We start from the raw sequence: 21,825 nt of genomic DNA, 5'->3' as shown, positions 1-21,825 counted from the left end.
CGCGTCAAATGTAGATAAACCTTTTAAATTTTCGTAATAAAGAGGTAAAAGGTAAAAAACCTGATACATTGAAAAACCAAGAAGTAGGAAAAAAACAGAAAATCCTACAAAGTACTCTTTTATCAAAAAAATTCTAAAATCTATCAACGGTTCTTTGGATATAAGTTCTGAAATGATGTATAAAAGTAAAGATATAACGGATACTATAAAGAGATAAACTATCGTATCTGACATAAACCAACCAAGTTGTTGACCTTTTGATAGAAGTATCAGTAAGGATATTGTAAAAGTAGATAAAAAGAAATAAGATACAAAGTTTAATCTTGCTTTTTCTCTTATGAGACTTGTTTCAGGAAGGTAGAATATGGCTAATATAGTTGTTAGGATTCCTACCGGAATGTTTATAAAAAATACCCATCTCCAATTTAGGTACTCGGTAATGTAACCTCCCAATGTAGGTCCAAGAGCAGGAGCAAAGCTAACTCCAAGTCCAAAAATTCCCATAGCAAGACCTTTTTTCTCTTCCGGATACACAGAAAAAAGTATAGTTTGAGCTGTAGCCATTATTAGGGCTTCACCTACTCCTTGAATCACTCTGGCTGTTATCATCCAATCCAGACTTTGAGCCTGACCACACATGAAAGAAGAAAATGTAAATAGAACTATTCCTCCAATAAAGACTTTTCTAAGTCCTATCACTTTATCAAGCCACTCAGACAAAATAAGCATTACAGCTGATGCTATCATATAGGCTGTTATAACCCATTGGATACCGTAAAGGTCAGTTTGTAAAGGTCCCATCATCTTTGGAACAACAATATCAACTATGGTTGTATCAAGAATAGCCATAAAGGCTCCTGTCATAACTATAAAAGTAATAAGACCTCTTTCTAAGTTTGTTATTCTTTCGTAAATAGGTTTTGTGTTTTCCATCGCTTTCTTATTATTTACTTTTCTCTATCTCTACTTCACCACCAAGACCAACTCTTAAAAGAGAGAGATTTCCTTTTGTGATTTTAATCTTAACAGGAATCCTTTGGGCTAACTTTGTAAACTCTCCTGCTGATATATCTCTTGGAACAAGCGCAAACTTTGCAGCAGATGCTATATCTATACTTTCTACTACTCCTTCAAACTTCTCATCCGGATAAGCATCTAAGGTTATGTACGCTTTGTTTCCTACTTTTATACCTTCTAACTTGTTTTCTTCCAACAACACTTTTATGTAAAAACTGTCTGATTTTACTATGGCGTATATCGGTTGTCCTGCTTTTACAACATCTCCTATAGATACGTACTTTTTAGCTACTATACCGTTGAAAGGGGCTTTTAACTGAGTGTACTCAATCTGTCTTTCTAAATCTTCTTTCTTTTTATTTAAACTCTCTATCTGACTGTTTAAAGAGTTTATCTGGTCCTGTATTTCTTTTGTTATATCTTTTTGTGTTTTGGCGTACTCTACAGACTGTTTTGTTTTTTCTATGGATACTTTTATCTCACTTATACTTTTTTCTATAGCTAACTTTTGTTTTTCTAAAACTTCAAGGTTTGTAGCGACTTCTTCATACTTCCTTTTTGCTATCAGCCCTTTTTCTAACAGATTTTTATACCTTTCCTCATCTTTTTGTGCTAATTTAATTTGGGCTTCTATCTGCTCTTTCTGGGCTTGAAGACTCTGTAGTTTTCTATTTAGCTCTTCAACTGTCAACTTTGATACATTTTCATTTATGTTTGTCTCTTTTGATACTCTTTGAAGTTGATTTTCAAGTTGTTGTTTTTGATATACAAGAGATTGAATTTCATTTATCAGACTTTCAAGCTGCAATTTATAATCTGTGTCATCTATCTTTGCTATAACCTCATCTGCTTTTACTTCATCTCCTTCCTTTTTGTAAAGTTGGAGAATTTTTCCACTAACTCTGTTAAATCCTACGTTTGATAAGTAATCTGTCTCTACAAAAACAGCATCTGTAATTGCGTACTTCGTACGATGGTTTATCCATTTTATTGCGTACACAACAAAAACAATTAACAATAAGGTTGTTGTTATCAGCCCTATTTTTTTACCTTTCGAGTTCATTGTAATTCTTCTCCTACCGCTTTTTTGATGTCTATGTATGATTTTAAAAGATTGTAGTAGTTTATTTCTTTACTCTCTAAAGCTCTTGTTAATGAGCTTTCTGCGTTTAAAAGGTCAGTACTTGTTGCAAGTTGATTTTCATACTGCTGTTTTACCATCTCAAAATACTCTTTTGCGTAATCAAGGCTTTCTAAAGCTACTTTGTAATTTTCTCTCGCTGTTATGTAGTTTTCATAAGCTGTTTTTATCTCAAGTTTTATTTTTTCTTTTGTGTCTTGTAGGTCGTACTTTATCTTTTGAGCGTTTGATTTTGCCTGAAGTACTTTATAGTACGGCATGATTCCTTGGAATTCTACCGATGCTCCAACCGTTAACATAAAATTTCCTTTTGGGTCCAAGTATGGGCTTTGGTTTGTGTAAATGTAATCTCCTTGGATAAACACTTTTGGTAAAAAGGCGGATTGTTCTATTTTGGCACTTTTTTCTGCTTGTTTTATGGTTTCTTTGTAAAAATCAAGGATTTTCCGATTTTTGTAAGCTGTCTCTACAAGAGTATCCAAATCCGGAAGTTCTTTTATTTCTATCTTTACTGGTTCAAATCTCTCATCTTTCACTTCTTCTCCTACAAGTTGCGATAGTTTTGATAAAGCTATTTTGTGGTTACCTTTGGCTTCTTGAAGGTTTCTCTTTACCTCTGCAATTCTTACTTTTGATTGTAAAACATCAACCTTGGTTATCAAACCTTCTTTAAAAAATCCTTCTGCCTGTTGGTATATTGACTCTACCGCTTTAAGTTCTTTGCTGTACACTTCTATTAACGAAGCGGTTATAAATACGTCTATATAAGCTTTTATAACATCAGCTTTTACCTGATTCTCTTTCTCTTTGTAAAGATTTTCATTGGCTTTTAGGTTGTAGTTGGATATGTCTATCTTTGCCTGTGTAAAACCACCTGTGTAGATGGGTTGATTGAATCCTACGTTAAATGACAGGTAGTTTTTGTTTGATTGTTTAAATGAAATTGGAAAGTTTGGAATAACTGTCATTGGTGTTTTGTTATAGAATTTTTCTGCTATTTGAGTGTAAAAGGTAGGATAGTAAAGGTTTTTATCAGCTTGAAGTTGTAGTTTGGCAGTTTCCACCTGTTGCCTGTAAGATGATAGTTCTTTGTTGTTTTTCAATGCTTTATCAACAGCTTCTTCTAAGGTTAAGGCGTTGGCTGAATAGACTAAAAATATTGAAAAAATAAGTTTTTTCAAGTAATTACCTCCCTATTTACTCCTTGGAATATTATATCAATTCCTTCCTCCGCTTTTGATACCATCTGGTCTAAATTGAAATTTTTGTTTATTAAACAGTTAAAAAATATCTGTCTTATAAAACCTAAGATAATGGTTGATAAAATCCGGCTTTTTTCTTCCGGAAAGTACTTTTTTAGTACTTCAAAAAGAAGTTGTTGAATATCTGATATCTTCTTTATGTAAAGTTGTTTAAACTCTTGGTTTAAACCAAATAGCTGAGAAAAAAATATTTCCGCAATCTCTTTGTTGTTATAGACTTCAGTTAAAAATTCTTTTACTAAACTTTTAATCGTCGTTTGATAATCTGTCTCTACGTTTAAATAGACTTCTAACTTTTGTAAAAGTTCTTGATGGAGTGTTTTTATAAGTTCTAAGAATATTTCTTCTTTACTTTTAAAGTATATGTAAAACGTTCCTTGGGCAACATTAGCTCTTTCTACTATATCCGATACTTTTGTTTCGTAGTATCCTTTTTTTGCAAAAAGTTCTTTAGCTGACTGTAAAAGTTTTTTCTTTGTTTCTATCTTCACTCTATATTACTCCTTAATGCTAGGTATAGTATTTCTTTTATCTTATCAACAGTGTAAATTTTATCTAATCCCCACAGTTTTGCTGTTGTGTTGTAAACATGGTTTGCAATCTTATCAATGTCAGATGAAGGTATATTACCATCTTGAAGTGAAACAGGAGCTCCTATCTTTTTAAACCATTTTTTAAGTGCTTTTATTCCTTCCTCTGAAGAAGACAATCCAAAAACTTCTTTTGCAAATCGTTCAAACTGTGGTTTGTTTTTATCTTTGTACCACCACATCCAAGCTGGAATAACGATAGACAAACAAGCTCCATGTGGAAGATCGTACAGTGCACCAAGAGAGTGAGCTATCATATGGTTTACATACACTCCTCCTGCGTATCCGGTTCTGGTTATTCCGTTTAATGCAAGTGTTGCAGCCCACATAAACTGTGCCCTTGCATCGTAATCGGTTGGATTTTTGATTATCTTTTCAGTTGTTTCCATAACAGTTTTTACTATACTTTCTACAAGTCTATTTTGAAGGTTAGGACAGACGCTACATGTAAAGTACCACTCTATCGTATGGGCTATGGCATCTACAGCTGCGTACGCTTGGTATTGAGGAGAAACTGTAAATGTAAGTTCCGGATTCAAAATTGAAACTCTTGGATAGATTAAATGTGAAGATATGGATAATTTTTCCTGAGTTTCTTCGTTTGTTATAACAGCATAACCGTTCATTTCACTTCCGGTTGCAGCCAACGTTAAGATTGTGTAATTTGGCAGTGCATCTGTAATAGGTTCACCTTTGAAAAACTCCCATACATCTTTTTCTGTTTTTGCTCCTACAGCTATAGCTTTACCTTCGTCTAAAACGGAACCACCACCAACGGATAATATTGCATCAACCTTTTCTTTTTTTGCTTTTTCTATTCCTTCTCTGGTATGAGATAAAACCGGATTTGGCTTTACTCCTCCATGCTCTACAAACTCTATTTGGTTTTCTTTAAGGCTGTTTATCACTCTGTCGTAAAGACCTGTCTTTTTAATAGAAGACTGTCCGTAAACAAAAAGAACCTTTCTTATCCCATCTTCTCTAAGAATTTCACCTATTAACTTTTCTTTTTCTTTTCCAAATACTATTTTTGTTGGATTGTAGAGCTCAAAGTCATTCATCGCTGTTTACCTCCTGATAAATTAGATTTTTCATTGTTTTTAAAAACAATTCTGCCTTCATTATCCATTGGTTGACATATCAATTTTGTCGCTCAAAATTCTACTCCTTCTTTTTGAACAACTTTTAAAAGTGGTATAGTATCCCAAAATTTTTTAGTCCATTTTTTTCTATTTATTATTATTGGATTCACTTCTGTCTCGTTTTTCATATTGAGATTAAAAACTTTCTTTAAAATCATCTCTTGGTCTATATTTTTATTGAGTATTATAAGGATATCAACGTCACTTTCTTCATCGTAATCTCCTCTAACCTTTGAACCAAATATCATAAATTTAGCCATAGGGTCAAGGCTTTTTACAAAACTTTTTAACTCAGATAGAGTTTTTATTTCTTTTCTATTAAGGTAATGTTTTTTCAAAATTATTCACCTCCTTATTATTTTTATTTTATCTATCAATATGTACATTATTGGTATTACAAAAAGGCTAAGTGGTAAAGCTGTTAATAAACCACCTATAACGGCTATTGCAAGGGGTTGTCTCATCTCTGAACCTTCTGTAAGACCAAGAGCGACTGGAATCAAAGATGCGAATATGGTAAAAGTGGTCATGAGAATTGGTCTTAGTCTTTCTTTCCTTGCTTGTAAAATGGCGTTTAATGTATCAAATCCATCTTTTTTCAGCTGAATTATTCTTTCTATGAATAAAACACTATCTCTTGTTACAAGACCAATTAGTAGAATGATTCCAAAGTAAGAAGTTACGTTTAATGTTTGACCTGTAAATAGTATAAGGGCGAATACTCCGGATATGGCAAAAGGTAATGTTAGTAAAACTGTAAATGGGTGGACTAAACTCTCAAATAAAGATGCTAAAATCATATAAACTGCAATTAATGCAACCAACAAAGCCAAACCTAGAAATCCAAAAGTTCTTTTAAACTCTTTTGTTTGACCTCCTATTTCGTAAGTGTATCCTGATGGTAAAACCTGCTTTATCATATTTTCAACTTCTACAACAGCATCCCCAACGGATTTTCCACCGGTAACGTTTGCATAAAGAGTAACGGCATACTGTCTGTTGTACCTGTTTATAACGTTGTATCCGGGTGCCAACTGATAACTGATTAAAGATGTTAAAGGAATAAGAGAGCCATCTTTTGCTCTGACATATACTTTGGATAGGTTATCAAAACTTGTTAAGAAATTTTCATCAGCTTTAACGTAAAAGTTATAACTTTCGGAACCTTTTTCGTACGTTCCTATCTTGTACTTTCCAAACAAAAAGTTTAGAGTGTTAGCTATATCTTCCGTAGAAACTCCAAGGTTTAAGGCTTTGTCTTTATCTATCTCTACTCTTACCTCTGGCTGGTTTATTCTTAAATCTGTATCTATGTCTGTGTATCCGGGTGTTTGTCTTAATTGACTTTCAAGTTTAGAGGATATGTTAGATAACTCTCCCAAATCAGGACCTTTTATTATGTACATTACATCTGCTGACCTTCCGGCTCTTGGACCTACAGCAGAAGGAATGTCTATTATAGCTCTTACATCCGGTACTTTTGATAACTCTTTCCTTAGTTGGTCCATTATCACTTTTTGGTGTGGTCTGCCAGTACTTCTGTCTTTCAATGTAATAAAGAATATTCCACCGTTAACAGTTGGTCTTCCGGCTACGTTCTCGCCAAATGCAACTCCATACCTTAAAATGTAAGGATTTTTAGAAATTATTTTTTCCATCTCCTTTGCTTTTTTATCAACAAAGTCAAAAGAGGAGCCTGTAGGCGTTTCAAACCTTATCAAAAATCTTCCTTCATCAACGATAGGTGTAAACTCTTTTGGAGTTATTGATGCCAATTTAAAACCTATCAAAACTGTTGCAATAGAGATTGAAAGAACAATGACTTTGTGATTCAAAGACCATCTTAATGCTTTATCAAACCAGTTTTCAAACTTATCGTAAGCCCTTTGAAAAATATTTTTTTCCTTTACCTCTACTAACCTAGCGGAAAGCATAGGAGTAAAACTTAAAGAAACTATGTATGATATTGCTATCGCAATTATTAAAGCAAGAGAAAAACCAAAGAAAAACTTACCTATCACACTTTTGACAAACAAAACCGGCACAAATATAGCAATCAATGAAGCTGTTGATGCAAGTAAAGCAAATATAACTGTTTTTGTTCCTTTTTCTGCTGCTTCTATACCTTTTAACCCTTCTTCATTTCTTCTGTATATACTTTCCATAACTACTATAGCATCGTCTATTACAAGTCCAACAGCAACAGCCAACGCTAATAGTGTAAAAGTATTTAAAGACTGACCGAAGAAAAATAAGAATGCTACCGCTCCCAATATAGAAACCGGAATAGCCATAGAAGGAATAAAAGTCATTTTTATGTTTCCTAAAAATAAGAAAACCATAAAAGCTGTAAGGATAGAACCTAAAACTATCTCATGAAGTGCATCGTTAACACTTCTTTCTATAAAGGTTGATGCATCATAATTTATATCCAGTCTAAGACCTGCTGGAAGTTGTTTGTTGAGCTGGTTCATCTTTTCTATTACTCTTTTGGAGACAGCTACAGTGTTTTCCTTGGACTGTTTGTAAATAATAAGTGCGATTGCAGGTTCTGCCTCTTTTGAATCAAATGCTTTGAATCTAACCAATCCCCTTTTTTCATCAAAGGTAAACTCTGCTCTTCCTACATCTTTTATCCTAACGTTGTTTTTTATGATTATATTATTTATATCTTCTGGACTTTTACCTTTTCCGTAAACTCTTAAAACGTACTCTCTATCTTTGCTATCTATTCTTCCAGATGGTATTTCTACGTTGTTAGACTGTAGTGCATTTACAACATCTATAGGAGTTAGTTTAAATCCGGCTAACTTTAATGGGTCTACTCTGACCCACATCACATAGTCCCTAAACCCTCCTAAATCTACTTCACCAACACCTTGAACCCTTTCAAACTCCCTTTTTAAAACTTTATCTGCCAAATAACTCATGGTTCCATAGTCTGCATAACCATGAAGAAGGATAACCATCACAGGAGCCAATGACGTATCAACCTTTCTAACCACAGGAGGGTCGGTGTTAGGAGGAAACTGTCTTTGAGCTCTGTTTACCGCATCCCTTACTTCTTGAGCTGCAATATCTATATCTTTGTCTAAATCAAATATAACCGTTATTCTTGATACTCCTGTATAACTTGAAGAGTTTATAGCTTCTATTCCACTAATCGTTGCAAGCTCATCCTCTATCTTTCTTGTAATGTTTGTATCTATAACGTAAGGGTTTGCACCGGCATAGGTTGTACTGATAGAAACAACCGGAAAATCTACATCTGGATTTCTGTCTATCGGAATGTATTTAAGAGCGTAAAAACCGGCTATTACAAAAGAAAGCATAAACATCCAAGTGGTAATCGGTCTTCTGATAAAGAAACTGTACACTTTCTTTCTCCTTGACTTTAATTGTACCTTCATTATATAATGTGACTAATAAATCAGTCAAGAGAGGAAAAGATGAAATCAAAAATATTAACGGTTGTAGCTGTAGTAGCTATAGCGGTTTTGTCCTTATTCGTACTTAAATCTATAGAGCAAAAATCAAAAAGTCAAGTAAATGAAAAACCTAAAAAACCAGCTCCAGTTGTAAAAGTAATCACCCCGGAAAAACAACAGATACCTATGTATTACACAGCTAACGCTGTTTTACAGGCAAAAACATCGGCAACTTTAAAACCTCAAGTAAGCGGCAGAGTAGAAAAAATCTTTGTTGAAGAAGGAAGTTTTGTTAAAGCTGGACAGCCGTTGGCTTTAGTTCAACCAGAAAAAGAGCAGTATCAAGTAGAATCTCAGTTGGCAGTTATAAATCAACTTGAATCAAACTACTTAAACAAAAAAGCAATATACGAGCGAAGAAAACAACTTTACGAAAAAGAACTTATTGCAAAAGAAGATTTAGACAACGCTAAAACAGATATGGAAGTGGCTCTAAATCAGTTAAACTCTGCCAAAGCAACCTTAAAAGAGTATAAAAGACAAAAGAATGAAACAGTTATAAGAGCTCCCTTTGACGGCTACTTAGATAAAAGATACGTTAGCATAGGAGATTACGTTGATAGCCAAAAAGAGATGTTTTACATCTTAAAACTAAATCCTATATGGGCAGTCTTTGAACTTCCTCAACAGTATGTAAAAAATCTATCTTTAGGTAAAGAAGTTGAAATAGATGTAGATGGTATAGGAGCAGTAAAAGGCAAGATAGATTACATTTCGTCTTCTTTAAATGAAAACAACTTAATCGTTGTAAAAGTCTTACTTGACAACAAAGATGGTTTACTTAGAGAAAATATGTATGGAAAGGCAAAAATATTAGTTGATAAAGTGGAAGGTTATAAACTTCCAGAAGACGCAGTACAACTTGCAGGTAATGACAATTTTGTTTATAAAGTTGTAGACTCAAAAGCTGAAAAAGTATTAGTTAACGTTTTAAAGCAAGAATATGGATATGTTTACGTATCTGGGGATTTAAAACAAGATGATAAAGTTATAGTGTCTAATCTTATGAACGTAAAACACGGAATGCCAGTTAAAGTAATACAACAACCAGAGGTAGCAAAATGAAAAAAATACTACTTACATTCTTAATATCCTTTTCAAGCTCCTTTGCAATTACATACGATGAAGTCCTCTCTATCGCTGAAAAGAACGCTACTAACATAAAGTTATCTGAAAAAGATATAGAAAAAGTAGAGTACCAAATAAAAGAAGCATACAGTAATATCTATCCTCAAGTAAACTTAACAGGAACCTATACAAGATGGGACCCTAACTACATCTTTGGCTTTACACCTAAAAATCAATACTCAGCAAAAATAGGTTTAACTCAAAAGATATTTGATTACCAAGTTCTTAATCTTTTACAACTTTCAAAACAGAACTTAGAGCTTCAAAAAGTAGTAAAGCAAGATGTAATCCAAAAAGTAAAAGATACAGCAAGAAGACTATTTTTAGCCAGTTTATACTACAAACAAGTTATGGATATAAAACAGGAAAACCTTAAATACTGGGAAGAAAACTTTAAATACGTTGAAGGAAAATACAAAGCAGGTTTACTTGCAAAGTATGACTACATGAGAGCTTCATCTCAGCTTCAAACTGCAATATCAGACTACCAGCTTGCAAAAGCAAACTATGAAAAATCCATAGAAGACCTAAAAAGATTTTTAATGTTAGAGGATATTACACCACCTGAAGGTAGTTTAGAAAAGTTAGATATTCCAAAAGAAAACCAAGATATTAAAAACAACACAGAAATAAAAGTTTTAATATCCCAAATACAAACAGCTGAAAAACAAGTGGAGTACCAAAAGTCAGCTAACTATCCTAACTTATCCTTATTTGTAAACTATCAAACCAACAACCAAGTTAAATTCCCTTCAACCTCTGAAGTATGGAGAAAAGGCTATAACTTAGGACTTTCTTTAAACTGGAATATCTTTGACGGAATGGCAAAAGATAGTAGAGTTTTACAAGCAAAGACAGACAAATCAAAGTATGAGATACAGCTTCAAGATAAAATAAAACAAGTAGAAACGGAAATAAAAAAGGCAAAAATAGACCTTCAGGCTCTTGAAAATCAGCTAAAAGCAGAAGAAGAAAACTTAAAAGTTGCAAAAGAGTCTATGAGATTATCTACTGAAAGATTCAAAGCCAATATAGCTAATACCTTGGAAGTGTTAGAATCTCAATCAAACTACCTAAACACTCAACTATCTTATCTAACAACTCTCTATCAATACAATCTAAGAGTTTTTGACCTACTTAATTTAATCGGTAAATGAATGAAATTCATCATTTTTATGAAAATCTCTTTCTGATAGAATAACAGCAAAACTTAAGGAGGTGATTTTCGTGCTAAAAAAATTAACATTTTTCTCAGTTGTTGCTATGGTTGTTGGTTGTGCAGAAGTTCAAAAGGTTGAAGTTCCCAAGGACAAGGAGCAAAAGATAGCAAAAGTAGGAGAAGAGTCATCTATGAAATTGCTAAAAACTCTAAAAGGTGAACTCATGAACGCTATGCAAAAAGGTGGTCCAGATGAAGCGGTGGAAGTTTGCTCCCAAAAAGCAATGGCTTTAACTTCACAAATAGAAAAAGAAACTGGATACTCAATTAAAAGAACAACCTTCAAATACAGAAATCCTGCAAATACCCCTGACAAATACGAAGCAGAAGCCTTAAAGTACTTTGAAGAAAACATGAAACAAGGTAAGATGCCATCTTACTACATTCAAGCTTTAAATGAAAATGGAAAGGTCGTTTACAGATATTACAAACCTCTCAAAGTGGAAGGTGTATGTCTCACTTGTCATGGAGACCCAAATTTAATGGATAAAAACTTGGTCCAAAAGATAAAAGCAATTTACCCTAACGATAAAGCTGTAGGATATAGAGAAGGAGATTTTAGAGGAGTTGTGAGAGTTACAATTCCGGCTGATAAAATATAACTTAAAAGGGGGTTATAACCCCCTTTTTTATATAAAACAAAATTACTCTTCTATTACTTCTGTAACCAACGCACCAGAAGGGCACTCTTCTGTAACTTCAAGAACTCTTTGAGCAAGCTCACCCTCTATGATAGCACCTTCTCCACCAACTTCAGCTTTTACTTGAGCTATACCATCGCCACTATCTTCGTAAACTTCTGGAACCTCATCGTAGCAAAGAGCGCATGCTGTGCATAGGTCTTTGTCAACAGATACTTTTACCTTCATAACAAACCTCCTAAATTAAAATTTAATAAGCTTAAATAGTATAACCTAATCTATGCCTTTTTTCAATTATAACAATGTTTGAAAGTTTGAATGGTACCTGTTTAAAAATTCTTTCTTAAATATCTGAAAATTATTATTTTTTATTGCATCTCTTATGTCTTCCATAAGTTTTAAGTAAAATCTTAAGTTGTGTATAGTGCCAAGGATGTATGCGGTTATCTCTTCTGCGTTGTAAAGGTGTCTTAAATAGCCTTTTGAGAAGTTTTTACAGGTATAACAATCACAAAATGGGTCAACAGGTGAATCGTCCAATTTGTATCTTGCAGATTTTATATTTATTTTTCCAAAGTGAGTGAAAAGTGTTCCATTTCTACCATTTCTTGTAGGCATTACACAGTCAAACATATCAACACCTTTGTCTACAGCTTCAATCAAGTCTTCCGGTGTTCCTACTCCCATAAGGTACCTTGGTTTGTTTTCCGGAAGTAGAGATGTTACAACTTCCGTCATTGAGTACATAAATTCCTTTGGTTCTCCAACGGATAAACCACCTATAGAGTATCCGTCCATATCAAGCTCTACTGTTTTTAATGTGCTTTCTTTTCTTAGGTCTTCGTAAACGGAGCCTTGAATTATGCCAAAGAGTGCTTGGTTTGGATTTTTCTTTGCTTCTTTTGACCTTTTTAACCACCGGATAGTTCTGTCAAGACTTTCTTTTGCGTACTGATGGCTACATGGATATGGAGGACATTCGTCTAAAGGCATCATTATGTCACTTCCTATGATTTCTTGAATTTCTACAACAAACTCTGGGGTGAAAAAGTGCCATGAACCATCTAAATGTGATTTGAATTTAACTCCTTCTTCTGTGATTACTACCTGAGCTTTTTGTTTTCCTTCTTTCTCTTTTCCGGCTGCTAAAGAGAAAACTTGAAATCCTCCGCTATCTGTGAGAATTGGCTTTTTCCAAGATGAAAAGTTGTGAAGTCCTCCAAACTTTTTTAGAACTTCTAATCCTGGGCGTAGATAAAGATGATAGGTATTTCCAAGTATGATTTGAGCGTTTATCTCTTCAAGATGTTTCATTGTGAGTGCTTTTACGGTTCCTTGTGTACCAACAGGCATAAATATAGGTGTTTCTATTTCTCCATGAGGTGTGTATATCTTTCCAAGTCTTGCATTACCATCTTTTTTTAAAAGGTGGAATCTAAACATCTATCTTAGATTTTTCCTTTTATTGCATCTATCAAATCATCCGGATTGTAAAAAATCTCTTGCTGTCCGGAAGACATCTCTTTAAGTTCGTATTTGTCAGAAACGAATATAACATAGTCTGATTTTAGTTTGTCTGCTGTTTTTAACATAGATTTTAAACTTCCTTCTTTTAACATCGTTTCAGATTTGATGTTGTTGTTTCTTAAACTGTTGGATAAATTCAAAGCTTGAATGTTGTAATCTGATGTGAGGGGTACTACGGCCACTAAAGGTTTTTCTTTTGGTAGGTCTTTAACTAACAAAATAAGTCTTTCTATTCCGGCTGCAAAACCAAGGGCAGGTGTTGGAGGACCTCCCAACTGCTCCACAAGGTTATCGTACCTTCCTCCTGCTGCAACTGTTCCTTGTGCTCCTATCTCATCTGTTGTAAACTCAAAAACCGTATCTGTGTAGTAATCTAAACCTCTTACCAACCTTGGGTTTTCCACAAATTCTACATTTAAAGCTTTTAAGTACTCTTTAAGTTGTAGATATCTTTTTTCTGATTGTTCTGACAAAAATTCTGTTATTTTAGGTGCATCTTTTGTTATCTCTTTACAACTTTCCACTTTACAGTCTAACACTCTTAAAGGATTTAAATCTATCCTTTTTTGACATGTTTCACATAAATGATTTTCATAGCTTTTTAGATACTTGATTAATTTTTCTGTGTAAATTTTTCTTGATTGAAAATCTCCTAAGGAATTTATTTCAAGTTTAAAGTTTATATTTAAAGTTTTTAGAGCTTTATCAACCATACTTATTAATTCTGCATCAGCTAAAACTGATGAAACTCCAAAAATTTCTGCTCCTATTTGATGAAACTGTCTGTATCTTCCGGCTTGAGGTCTTTCGTACCTAAACATCGCTCCTTCATAAAAAAGTTTGTGGTAGCCTCCTTCGGCGTACATCTTTTCTTCTATGTAAGCTCTTACACAGCTTGCGGTCCCTTCCGGACGAAGAGCAACTTCTCTTCCACCTTTATCTACAAATACATACATCTCTTTTTGAACTATATCCGTCGCTTCTCCAACTGACCTTTTAAACAACGATATATCTTCTACGTATGGAAGTATAATTTCTTTGAAATTGTAAAGTTCAAATATTTCTCTGAACGTATCAACTACGTGTCTGTACTTTTTGGCGTTTTCTCCGTATATGTCCTGAAAACCTCTTATTTTCTGAATTTTACTCAAATCAACCTCCACCTACAAAATGGACTATTTCAACTTTATCACCTTCTTTTAACTGGTAAGTTTCGTATTGGTCTTTTGGAATAACATCAAATCCAACAGCTACAGCAATGGCAGGAGATTTTATTTCAAGTAAATCTATAAGCTCTTTAATTGTTAAATTGTCCTTGTTGAACTCTTTTTCTACACCATTTACTATCAATTTCATATTTAAAACCTCACATACCTATGATGTTGTATCCTGCATCTACGTACAATATTTCTCCGGTTATTCCGGATGCAAGGTCAGAACATAAGAAAAGGGCAGCGTTTCCTACTTCTTCAATACTGACAGCTTTTTTTAAAGGTGACCTTTCTATGGATACTTTCTGTATATCTGAAAAGTCAGATATGCCCATCGCTGCCAAGGTTTTTATAGGTCCTGCCGATATACAGTTAACTCTTATATTTTTTAAGACTCCAAGGTCTCTTGCAAGATATTTTACAGAAGCTTCTAACGCTGCTTTTGCAACACCCATCACGTTGTAGTTGTAAACTACCTTTTCTGCTCCGTAGTAGGAAAGTGTAAGTAAACTTCCTCCTTCGTTTATAATAGGAAAAAACTCCCTTGCAATCGCTGTAAACGAATAAACACTGATATCCATAGCCTGTAGAAAAGACTGTCTATCTACTTTGTAGTAAAAATCTTTTAAATACTCTTTGTTTGCATACGCAATTGAATGAACGATTATATCCACACTTCCCCATCTTCCCTTTACCGTGTTTACAAGGTTTGCTATGTCATCATCTTTTGAAACATCACACTTTACAACCAAATCAGAGTTAAACTCTTGTGCAATTGGTCTTACTCTTTTTTCTATCCTTTCGTCTAAGTAGTTAAATCCTAAGGTAGCTCCATTTTCATAAAAAACCTTAGCAATACCGTAAGCAATACTTTTGTCGTTAGCTACTCCAAGGATTAATGCCTTCTTGTTTTCTAAAATTTTCACCTTTATCCTCCTGTAAACCGTAATCTATAATTGATGAAGCAATTAAATACATCAAACCTATCGCGATTGCAGTTGATAAACTTGTTCCACCATTTCTTACAATTTCCACCGTTCTTAGTTTTTCATCCTGTACATTTTCTTTTATCTCTTTTATTTTTTTCTTTGCATACTGATAGTAAAGGTAATTTCCAAACATTCCTATAGCTACCGATATTAGTATGTTTGATATTCCTATCACAACCGGATGAGTTTTCATAACAACTTGTATATACTGAAGCAATAAGCTAAACATCATAAAACCAAAAGCATGAGGGTACATCTTTCTGTAAGCAAACCAAAGTAAACCAAACATAAAAGCTGCCCAGTTCCAGCTTACTTTACCGCTATCTCCTAACTCTTCCCACTTGGCTATATAGTAATCTGCATTTTTACCTACAAAAAGTCTTAACTCTTCTCTTTCTTCTATCGTCATTTAACTTCCCATCGTTGCTTTTTCATTTTCGTTGTATATTGCTTCCCATCCTGCTGGAGTTTTAAACACTCTTATACATTTTATTTTTCTCTTCTCATCAAGTTCAAACCAATGTCTTGCTCCAGCAGGTACGACTATAAGCTCTCCTGCTTCTACATGTATGTCTACTATGTCATCTTCTATTTTTACCGGAAATATACCACTTCCATCAACTACAAATCTAACTTCGTCATCTATATGATGGTGTTCTCTTTTGAATTTTTCCATGAGAGCATCTAAGTTTGGAGTTTTATCCGATAAAACAACTATATCTTCGGTGATATAGCCCATTTTTTGTTTTAGTTCTTCAAGTTCTTTTCTGTAAGCTTCTATGATTGTTTTTTGATTTTCTTCGTCTATCTCGTAATTTTTTCTGACATCTTCTTCCAGTCTGTCTATTCCCCATCTATCGTAAACAACACCGTATTTTGATAAGAAATTTTTAATTTCTTCCGGATTTTCCATAATTTTACCACTTTTTCTAAACACCAACTTTGCCATGTTATCCTCCTAAAACTTTATTTTTTCTTCTTTTAGTAATTTTTCAATGTTTATATTTACATTGTCTAAGATTTCTATATCCTCGTTCCATCCGGATATTTCCCATTTTTTATCTTTTGTAGCTATCCAAACTTTTTTACTTTTTGTAAAAATCCAGATAACCTTTCCAATTCCACTTGACAACAATCCATTTATCTTTTGGTATATGTAATCGGTGTTATCTTCAAAACCTTTTAAATCCGCCTTTATATCAACTTCTATTACAACTTCAGGATGTGTTTCAATATACTTACCTTTTAACTCCTTTATTTTTTCCCTTTCAAATATCCCAATATCAAGTCCGTAAACGGATTTATCTTTTGCTTTGAAACCAAGTTCATTTGAAAGTATTTTATACTTTGTTTTATCAAGGTTTATCAGTAAAAACTCTATTATACTCATTATAATCCATGATTGTAAGTCACTACTTCCCACCACTTCCTCCAGACTTTTTTCTCCTTTTAAAACTTTCTCATAATCTTTGTAGTAAACAGGTTTACCTTTTATCCTCTCATATACCAGTTCTTTTGGAATTTTCACATTTTTTGAAGTTAAAACTGTCAACCTTACCACCTACCAGATGTTTTTTGATGATTTAAATATAATTATATTTTTCATAAGTTCAAAGATAAACTCAAACGCTTCTACGTGTCTTTTGGCTTCAAACTCATTTTTTCCCCAGCAGTATATTCCATGGGTTTTTATCAAAACAGCTGGAACATCCGGATTAATAACTTTAGCTGTTTCTTGGGCTAACTTATTTAAATCAAAATAGTTTTCTACGATGGGAACTTCTATCTGTGCATTTTCTTGCCATATATCAAGGGCTTTTATCATCTCTAAGTCTTTTATCTTAACTTTTTTGTCTTCTCCATAAACGTAAGATATAAAATTATTTGCAGGAGTATGAATGTGGATTACACATCCGGCGTTGGTTTTTTGATATATGTACGAGTGTATCATCGTTTCAGCTGACGGTTTCATCCTTGTTTTTTCTATTGGTTTACCATCTTTATCTACAAACATAACATCTTCATGGCTTACAGTTCCTTTATCTTTTCCGGAAGTGGTTACAGCAAATATGAGAGGTTCATCGTGAAGTTTATAGGAAAGATTCCCACTTGTAGCCGGAAACCAGCCTTTGTTATAAAGCTTTATTTTCAAATCATTTAAAACGTTTACAGCTTTTTGTTTTTCCTCTTGATAAAGTCTTTCTGGCATTAAAATACCTCAGATGTATGAATTAAATATACATTTTACCATACTGAAGGTATTGCAAAAGGAGAAAATTTAAGATAAAATTATCTTAAATTGAGGTAAAAAGATGAAAGAGATAATTTTAACAGTTCACATACTAACAGCAACCTTATGGATAGGTGGAATGCTTTTTATGGTGTTTGTTTTATCACCTTATGTAAGGGCTCTTCCCAACAGTGTTGAAGTTTTTCAAAGAGTTGGTAAAAGATTTTCAATAATCGGTACTTTTATAGGATTACCTATTTTGTTTATTACAGGAATTGGTAATATGCATAATTTTGGAATAACGTTTTACGACTTATTTAATAGAACTTCTTTATACGCATCAACTTTACACGATAAAATTCACTTGTTTTTGCTGTCATTTATTTTAGCGTTGGTTCATGATTTATACTTTGGACCTCGTTCTCATCTAAACGAGAAATTTAGAGTTTTTACAAGAATAATAGGTGTTGTAAATCTGATAGTAGGTATTTTAATAGTATACTTGGCGGCAAAGCTGAGATTTGGAGGATAAAATGCTTTCGGAATCTGTAAAAGATTGTATAAGAGCTTTAATTTACCTTGCTTTAAATCAGGATAAAGAGTATATCTCCGTAAAAGAGATAGCAGTGAAATTAAATTTACCTTTTTTCTTTTTGGCAAAAAATATTCAAAAACTTGTTAAAGAAGGTATTTTAGACTCGTATCGGGGTCCAAAAGGTGGTATAACTTTTAAAAAACCTTTAAACGAGATAAGAATACTTGACATAATAAAATCAATAGATGGTGATTCTTTATTTAGAAAGTGTATATTAGGATTTGAAGAGTGCTCTGATGATAATCCATGTGCGATTCATCAAAGATGGGTTCCTGAAAGAGAACACCTAAAAGAGCTTTTTAGCCAATCATTACAAGATATAGTTAACGATATTAAAGTTGGAAAAGTTAAAAATATTAAACTTTGAGAGGTTAAAAATGGCAGGAATAGTAAGAATTGATGAAACAAAATTTTCTTTAAAGCCACATATTGAAAAAATTTATGAAGATGAGAGATTGAGAATTGTTCTATTTTATTTAAAATCCGGCTCTGTTATAGATTTGCACACATCCTCTTCAACTGTCATTACAACCGTTCTAAAAGGAAAAGGGAATTTTTTTATAGAGGATAGAGAAAGTGTAGAAGTATTGGAAACTGGAGATAGTTTGATTTATTTACCTAATGAACCTCATGGATTTGAGGCTATTGAAGATATGGTTGTTCAAACTGTGATAACACCTTCTCCTATTCAAAAGGTAAAAATATAATGTTTTACATTTCAAAGATAACTCCTATATTTTTTGTATTAGGTTATATTGATTTAATTTTCTCTTTAGTTTACAAAGTAAATAACAACATCCAATTTTTAGGATTAATTTTAGTTTATGGATTTATTTTTAATGTTATTCTTGGAGGACTTTATCAAATTGTTCCAAACTCTCAATCTCAGAAGTTGAATTTTCCAACATTCAGCTATATCGTTTTTTTGATTTCTTTATTAGCTGATATATCTTTTTTCATTAATAATGACTTGTTAATTTTTTCTACCTTAAAATTTACCTCAATATTTGCTTTTTTTCTTCATATTTTTCATGTTATAAAAATTATTAAACCTTTAACAATTCGATTTATAATAACTGGGATTTTTTATATGATTCTATCTATTCTTTTTTTGAATGCTTATCTATTTTGGAATATTGCTACTTATCAATTTTCAATTCATATATTTACAGTAGGTGTTATGACTAATTTAATAATAGGTGTCCTATTTACATGGATTCCAATGTTAACTATGCAAGTATTGAATTTAAATTTGGCAAATAAGTTTTATTATATTTATCAAGTTGCAATATTTATTTTTTTTGTTGCTTTTTTTGTTAGAGATTATAATCTTGTATTTTTTTCCGGATTGGTTTTATTTTTAGTTGTTTTGTTTTATTTGTATATAATTTACGATTCTGTTTTTAAGGATAAAAAAGTTATTTTTTTACCGGTCGTTGTTAAATATTTTTTATCTGGATGGATATTTTTTTTATTTGGGATACTTACTATCTTATCTATTATTTTGCTAAACAGATTTGATTTAATTTTATTACACATAGATTTTATGGTATATGGCTTTGGATTTTTAATATTATCAGGTGCAATACTTCATTTAGTACCAAGAATAATATGGAATTGGTTTTATCAGGAAAAAGTAAAACTTGGAAAAAATGTTCCTTCTATCCATGAATTAGTTAACGAGAAATTTGCTTTAACATTTTTATACTTTTTCCCTCCATTTTTACTGTTCGTTGTTTTTTTAGATTTTCTTGGACTGTTTCTTGTGTCTGTAAGTTTAATGTTTGTATTTTATGTTTGCTTCTTAATACTGTCATTTTATAAGATTTTAAAATTTGTTTTCTACTAAAGTTTTTCAATTAAAAAGCCTTTTAAATAAAAACTATTTGGAATGTTTAAGACGTATGGATGGTCTACATCCTGCATTAAAAACTCTCTAAGCTCCACAACTGAAAAAGTATCCTTACACGCTTGCAATGTTGTATCTATTAAGTCTTGCAAGGTAATGTGGTGTGAACAGCTAAAAACTGCCAAATATCCACCTTCTTCTAAAAGTTTTAAGCTGTTTAAGATTAGATATTTAAATCCTCTCAAAGCTCCTTCTTTTTCGTTTTTTGTTTTTGCAAAAGGTGGAGGGTCTAAAATTATAAGGTCGTATTTTTGCTGTGACTTTATCTCTTTTTTTAAAAAGTCAAATACATCTTCTCTTACAATCTGGTACTCTTTTATTTTATTGATTTTTACATTTTCTTCAATGTAATTAACAGCATTTGGTGATACATCTACAAATTTTACAAAAGATGCCCCTTTTAAACCGCAGTGTATACCAAATCCACCGGAATTTGAAAAAAGGTCTAAAACTTTAAAGTTTTCTTGTGTATAGTCTGAAACTATTTTTCTATTTTTCCTTTGGTCTAAGTAAAATCCGGTTTTTTGACTTTCTTTTAGATTTATTACGAATTTTGCTTGGTGTTCAGTGATTTCAATTTTATCCGGAATATTTCCGTAAACTAATCCTTCTGATGGTTGTAATCCTTCTTTTTCTCTGGCTTTTTCATCTGATTTTTCGTAAATTCCTTTTGGATTTAAAACTTCTATAAGTCCTTGGATTATGTAATCTCTAAAACTTTCAATAGCAGCTGAATTTATCTGAATTGATAAATATCCATTGTAATAATCTACCATCAATCCGGATAATCCATCGGCTTCCGCGTGAATAACTCTGTATGCATCTGTTATTTCAAATAAAGGTTTTCTCTTTTCAAAGGCATTTTTTATTTTACCGATAAAAAATTCTTTGTTTATAGGTTCATCTTTAAAAGTTAAAATTCTTAAAGTTATTTTACTTTTAGGATTTAAAAAACCTATTCCAACAAACTTTTTATCGGGAGTAAGAACTCTAACTAACTGACCATCTTTTATATCTTTAAAATCAGATTTTATCTCTTTATTATAAATCCAAGAATTTTTAAGCTTTATTTTATCTAAGCCGGCTGTGTTAACGATTATACTTTTCATTTACAGCTCCTGTTAATCTTCAATCTATTATAATCCATTTTACAATCTTAGAATGTGTGATAGAATTCTATTGTATAGATGTTTACAATTTGCGGTGATAATAATGAGAAAACTACCAATAGGAATACAAACATTTAGTAAGATAGTTGAAGATGATTGTTATTATGTTGATAAAACACCTTTTGTTAAAAAGTTAGAATCCGGAGGCTACTACTTTTTAAGCAGACCAAGAAGGTTTGGAAAATCTTTATTTCTAGATACACTCAAAGAAGCATTCAGTGGGAATAAAGAACTGTTTAAAGGTTTGTATTTGTACGACAACTGGAATTGGGATAAAAAATATCCGGTTGTAAGGATAGATTTTTCCGGAATGGAAACAGAAGACAAATCTCTTTTAAAAGAAGACATCTCTTCAACCATTGAAGACATTGCAAACTTCTATCAAGTAAAATTAACCAAAAAAACACTACCATCAAAATTCCAAGAACTAATCAAAAAACTATATGAAAAACACAACCAAAAAGTAGTGGTGTTGATAGATGAGTACGATAAACCAATACTGGATGTAATAGAAGATACACAAAAAGCAAAAAACAACAGAGAAGTACTCAAAAAATTCTTTGAAAT

General features: G+C 32.4%; 25 protein-coding genes. 8 read left to right on the top strand and 17 right to left on the bottom strand.

Features of this window, described 5'->3' with window-relative positions; all coding sequences use genetic code 11:
- The 7 genes from NE054_RS02525 to NE054_RS02495 form a co-directional block, all read right to left on the bottom strand.
- Nucleotides 1-933, bottom strand: a 933-nt coding sequence (locus NE054_RS02525) for a DHA2 family efflux MFS transporter permease subunit (RefSeq protein WP_297888054.1), incomplete at its 3' end; no start/stop codon positions are given.
- Between the two features lie 10 nt (nt 934-943).
- Nucleotides 944-2,080, bottom strand: coding sequence for an HlyD family secretion protein (locus NE054_RS02520; protein ID WP_297888053.1), 1,137 nt, complete (start codon nt 2,078-2,080; stop codon nt 944-946).
- The gene (locus tag NE054_RS02515; protein ID WP_297888051.1) at nt 2,077-3,339 is read right to left on the bottom strand and encodes a TolC family protein; all 1,263 of its coding nucleotides are present in this window, start codon (nt 3,337-3,339) and stop codon (nt 2,077-2,079) included. The genes NE054_RS02520 and NE054_RS02515 overlap by 4 nt, the downstream gene beginning before the upstream one ends.
- Nucleotides 3,336-3,911, bottom strand: a complete 576-nt coding sequence (locus tag NE054_RS02510) for a TetR/AcrR family transcriptional regulator (protein WP_297888048.1) — start codon at nt 3,909-3,911, stop codon at nt 3,336-3,338. The genes NE054_RS02515 and NE054_RS02510 overlap by 4 nt, the downstream gene beginning before the upstream one ends.
- Nucleotides 3,908-5,071, bottom strand: a complete 1,164-nt coding sequence (locus NE054_RS02505; protein WP_297888046.1) for an iron-containing alcohol dehydrogenase — start codon at nt 5,069-5,071, stop codon at nt 3,908-3,910. The genes NE054_RS02510 and NE054_RS02505 overlap by 4 nt, the downstream gene beginning before the upstream one ends.
- 92 nt (nt 5,072-5,163) lie before the next feature.
- Complete coding sequence (locus NE054_RS02500; RefSeq protein WP_297888043.1) at nt 5,164-5,490, bottom strand: nucleotidyltransferase domain-containing protein; 327 nt, start codon at nt 5,488-5,490, stop codon at nt 5,164-5,166.
- Nucleotides 5,491-5,496: 6 nt separating this feature from the next.
- On the bottom strand, nt 5,497-8,529 hold the full coding sequence (locus NE054_RS02495; protein WP_297888041.1) for an efflux RND transporter permease subunit: 3,033 nt from the start codon (nt 8,527-8,529) through the stop codon (nt 5,497-5,499).
- Between the two features lie 72 nt (nt 8,530-8,601).
- Here NE054_RS02495 and NE054_RS02490 point away from each other — a divergent pair, with 72 nt between their 5' ends.
- The 3 genes from NE054_RS02490 (at nt 8,602) to NE054_RS02480 (ending at nt 11,589) form a co-directional block, all read left to right on the top strand.
- Nucleotides 8,602-9,705, top strand: a complete 1,104-nt coding sequence (locus tag NE054_RS02490; RefSeq protein WP_297888038.1) for an efflux RND transporter periplasmic adaptor subunit — start codon at nt 8,602-8,604, stop codon at nt 9,703-9,705.
- Nucleotides 9,702-10,925 (top strand): TolC family protein, encoded by a 1,224-nt coding sequence (locus tag NE054_RS02485; protein ID WP_297888037.1) that lies wholly within the window; start codon nt 9,702-9,704, stop codon nt 10,923-10,925. Before NE054_RS02490 ends, NE054_RS02485 begins: the two co-directional genes overlap by 4 nt.
- A gap of 70 nt (nt 10,926-10,995) precedes the next feature.
- On the top strand, nt 10,996-11,589 hold the full coding sequence (locus tag NE054_RS02480) for a DUF3365 domain-containing protein (RefSeq protein WP_297888035.1): 594 nt from the start codon (nt 10,996-10,998) through the stop codon (nt 11,587-11,589).
- 42 nt (nt 11,590-11,631) lie between these two features.
- Here NE054_RS02480 and NE054_RS02475 read toward each other — a convergent pair whose 3' ends face one another.
- The 9 genes from NE054_RS02475 to NE054_RS02435 all read right to left on the bottom strand — a co-directional run bounded on the left by NE054_RS02475 (nt 11,632) and on the right by NE054_RS02435 (nt 17,564).
- Entirely contained in the window at nt 11,632-11,856 is a 225-nt protein-coding gene (locus NE054_RS02475) for a ferredoxin (RefSeq protein ID WP_297888034.1), read from the bottom strand.
- Between the two features lie 66 nt (nt 11,857-11,922).
- Nucleotides 11,923-13,071 carry a tRNA guanosine(34) transglycosylase Tgt gene (tgt, locus tag NE054_RS02470; RefSeq protein ID WP_297888033.1) on the bottom strand — a complete coding sequence of 383 codons (1,149 nt, stop codon included), beginning with the start codon at nt 13,069-13,071 and terminating at the stop codon, nt 11,923-11,925.
- Between the two features lie 5 nt (nt 13,072-13,076).
- On the bottom strand, nt 13,077-14,306 hold the full coding sequence (hisS, locus tag NE054_RS02465) for a histidine--tRNA ligase (protein ID WP_297888031.1): 1,230 nt from the start codon (nt 14,304-14,306) through the stop codon (nt 13,077-13,079).
- Between the two features lies 1 nt (nt 14,307).
- The gene (gene thiS / locus NE054_RS02460; RefSeq protein WP_297888029.1) at nt 14,308-14,511 is read right to left on the bottom strand and encodes a sulfur carrier protein ThiS; all 204 of its coding nucleotides are present in this window, start codon (nt 14,509-14,511) and stop codon (nt 14,308-14,310) included.
- A gap of 10 nt (nt 14,512-14,521) precedes the next feature.
- Entirely contained in the window at nt 14,522-15,292 is a 771-nt protein-coding gene (locus NE054_RS02455) for an enoyl-ACP reductase (RefSeq protein WP_297888027.1), read from the bottom strand.
- Nucleotides 15,246-15,764 (bottom strand): DUF2628 domain-containing protein, encoded by a 519-nt coding sequence (locus NE054_RS02450; RefSeq protein WP_297888024.1) that lies wholly within the window; start codon nt 15,762-15,764, stop codon nt 15,246-15,248. The genes NE054_RS02455 and NE054_RS02450 overlap by 47 nt, the downstream gene beginning before the upstream one ends.
- Nucleotides 15,765-16,304: a cupin domain-containing protein gene (locus NE054_RS02445; protein WP_297888021.1), complete on the bottom strand. Its 540-nt coding sequence runs from the start codon at nt 16,302-16,304 to the stop codon at nt 15,765-15,767.
- Between the two features lie 9 nt (nt 16,305-16,313).
- Entirely contained in the window at nt 16,314-16,916 is a 603-nt protein-coding gene (locus tag NE054_RS02440) for a Uma2 family endonuclease (RefSeq protein WP_297888017.1), read from the bottom strand.
- Entirely contained in the window at nt 16,917-17,564 is a 648-nt protein-coding gene (locus tag NE054_RS02435) for a methylthioribulose 1-phosphate dehydratase (protein WP_297888015.1), read from the bottom strand.
- Nucleotides 17,565-17,667: 103 nt separating this feature from the next.
- Between NE054_RS02435 and NE054_RS02430 the strand changes: the two genes are divergently transcribed.
- From NE054_RS02430 to NE054_RS02415, 4 genes are all read left to right on the top strand, one after another.
- The gene (locus NE054_RS02430; RefSeq protein ID WP_297888012.1) at nt 17,668-18,117 is read left to right on the top strand and encodes a CopD family protein; all 450 of its coding nucleotides are present in this window, start codon (nt 17,668-17,670) and stop codon (nt 18,115-18,117) included.
- Nucleotide 18,118: 1 nt separating this feature from the next.
- A complete protein-coding gene (locus NE054_RS02425) occupies nt 18,119-18,547 on the top strand; it encodes an Rrf2 family transcriptional regulator (RefSeq protein ID WP_297888009.1) in 429 nt (142 codons plus the stop codon).
- Between the two features lie 10 nt (nt 18,548-18,557).
- Nucleotides 18,558-18,887, top strand: coding sequence for a cupin domain-containing protein (locus NE054_RS02420; protein WP_297888007.1), 330 nt, complete (start codon nt 18,558-18,560; stop codon nt 18,885-18,887).
- Between the two features lie 185 nt (nt 18,888-19,072).
- Nucleotides 19,073-20,029: a hypothetical protein gene (locus NE054_RS02415; protein ID WP_297888003.1), complete on the top strand. Its 957-nt coding sequence runs from the start codon at nt 19,073-19,075 to the stop codon at nt 20,027-20,029.
- Here NE054_RS02415 and NE054_RS02410 read toward each other — a convergent pair.
- Nucleotides 20,026-21,198 carry a class I SAM-dependent rRNA methyltransferase gene (locus NE054_RS02410; protein ID WP_297888000.1) on the bottom strand — a complete coding sequence of 391 codons (1,173 nt, stop codon included), beginning with the start codon at nt 21,196-21,198 and terminating at the stop codon, nt 20,026-20,028. The two genes, NE054_RS02415 and NE054_RS02410, sit on opposite strands and share 4 nt — an antisense overlap.
- A 103-nt stretch (nt 21,199-21,301) precedes the next feature.
- On the opposite strand from NE054_RS02410, the gene NE054_RS02405 reads away from it, so the two are divergent.
- The coding region (locus tag NE054_RS02405) for an AAA family ATPase (RefSeq protein ID WP_297887997.1) at nt 21,302-21,825 on the top strand (524 nt) is incomplete at its 3' end.

Origin of the sequence: Sulfurihydrogenibium sp., assembly GCF_027448985.1 — a bacterium.
Classification (GTDB): domain Bacteria; phylum Aquificota; class Aquificia; order Aquificales; family Hydrogenothermaceae; genus Sulfurihydrogenibium.
The sequence above is the reverse complement of the archived record's forward strand: the minus strand, read 5'-3'. Positions and strand labels throughout refer to the sequence as shown.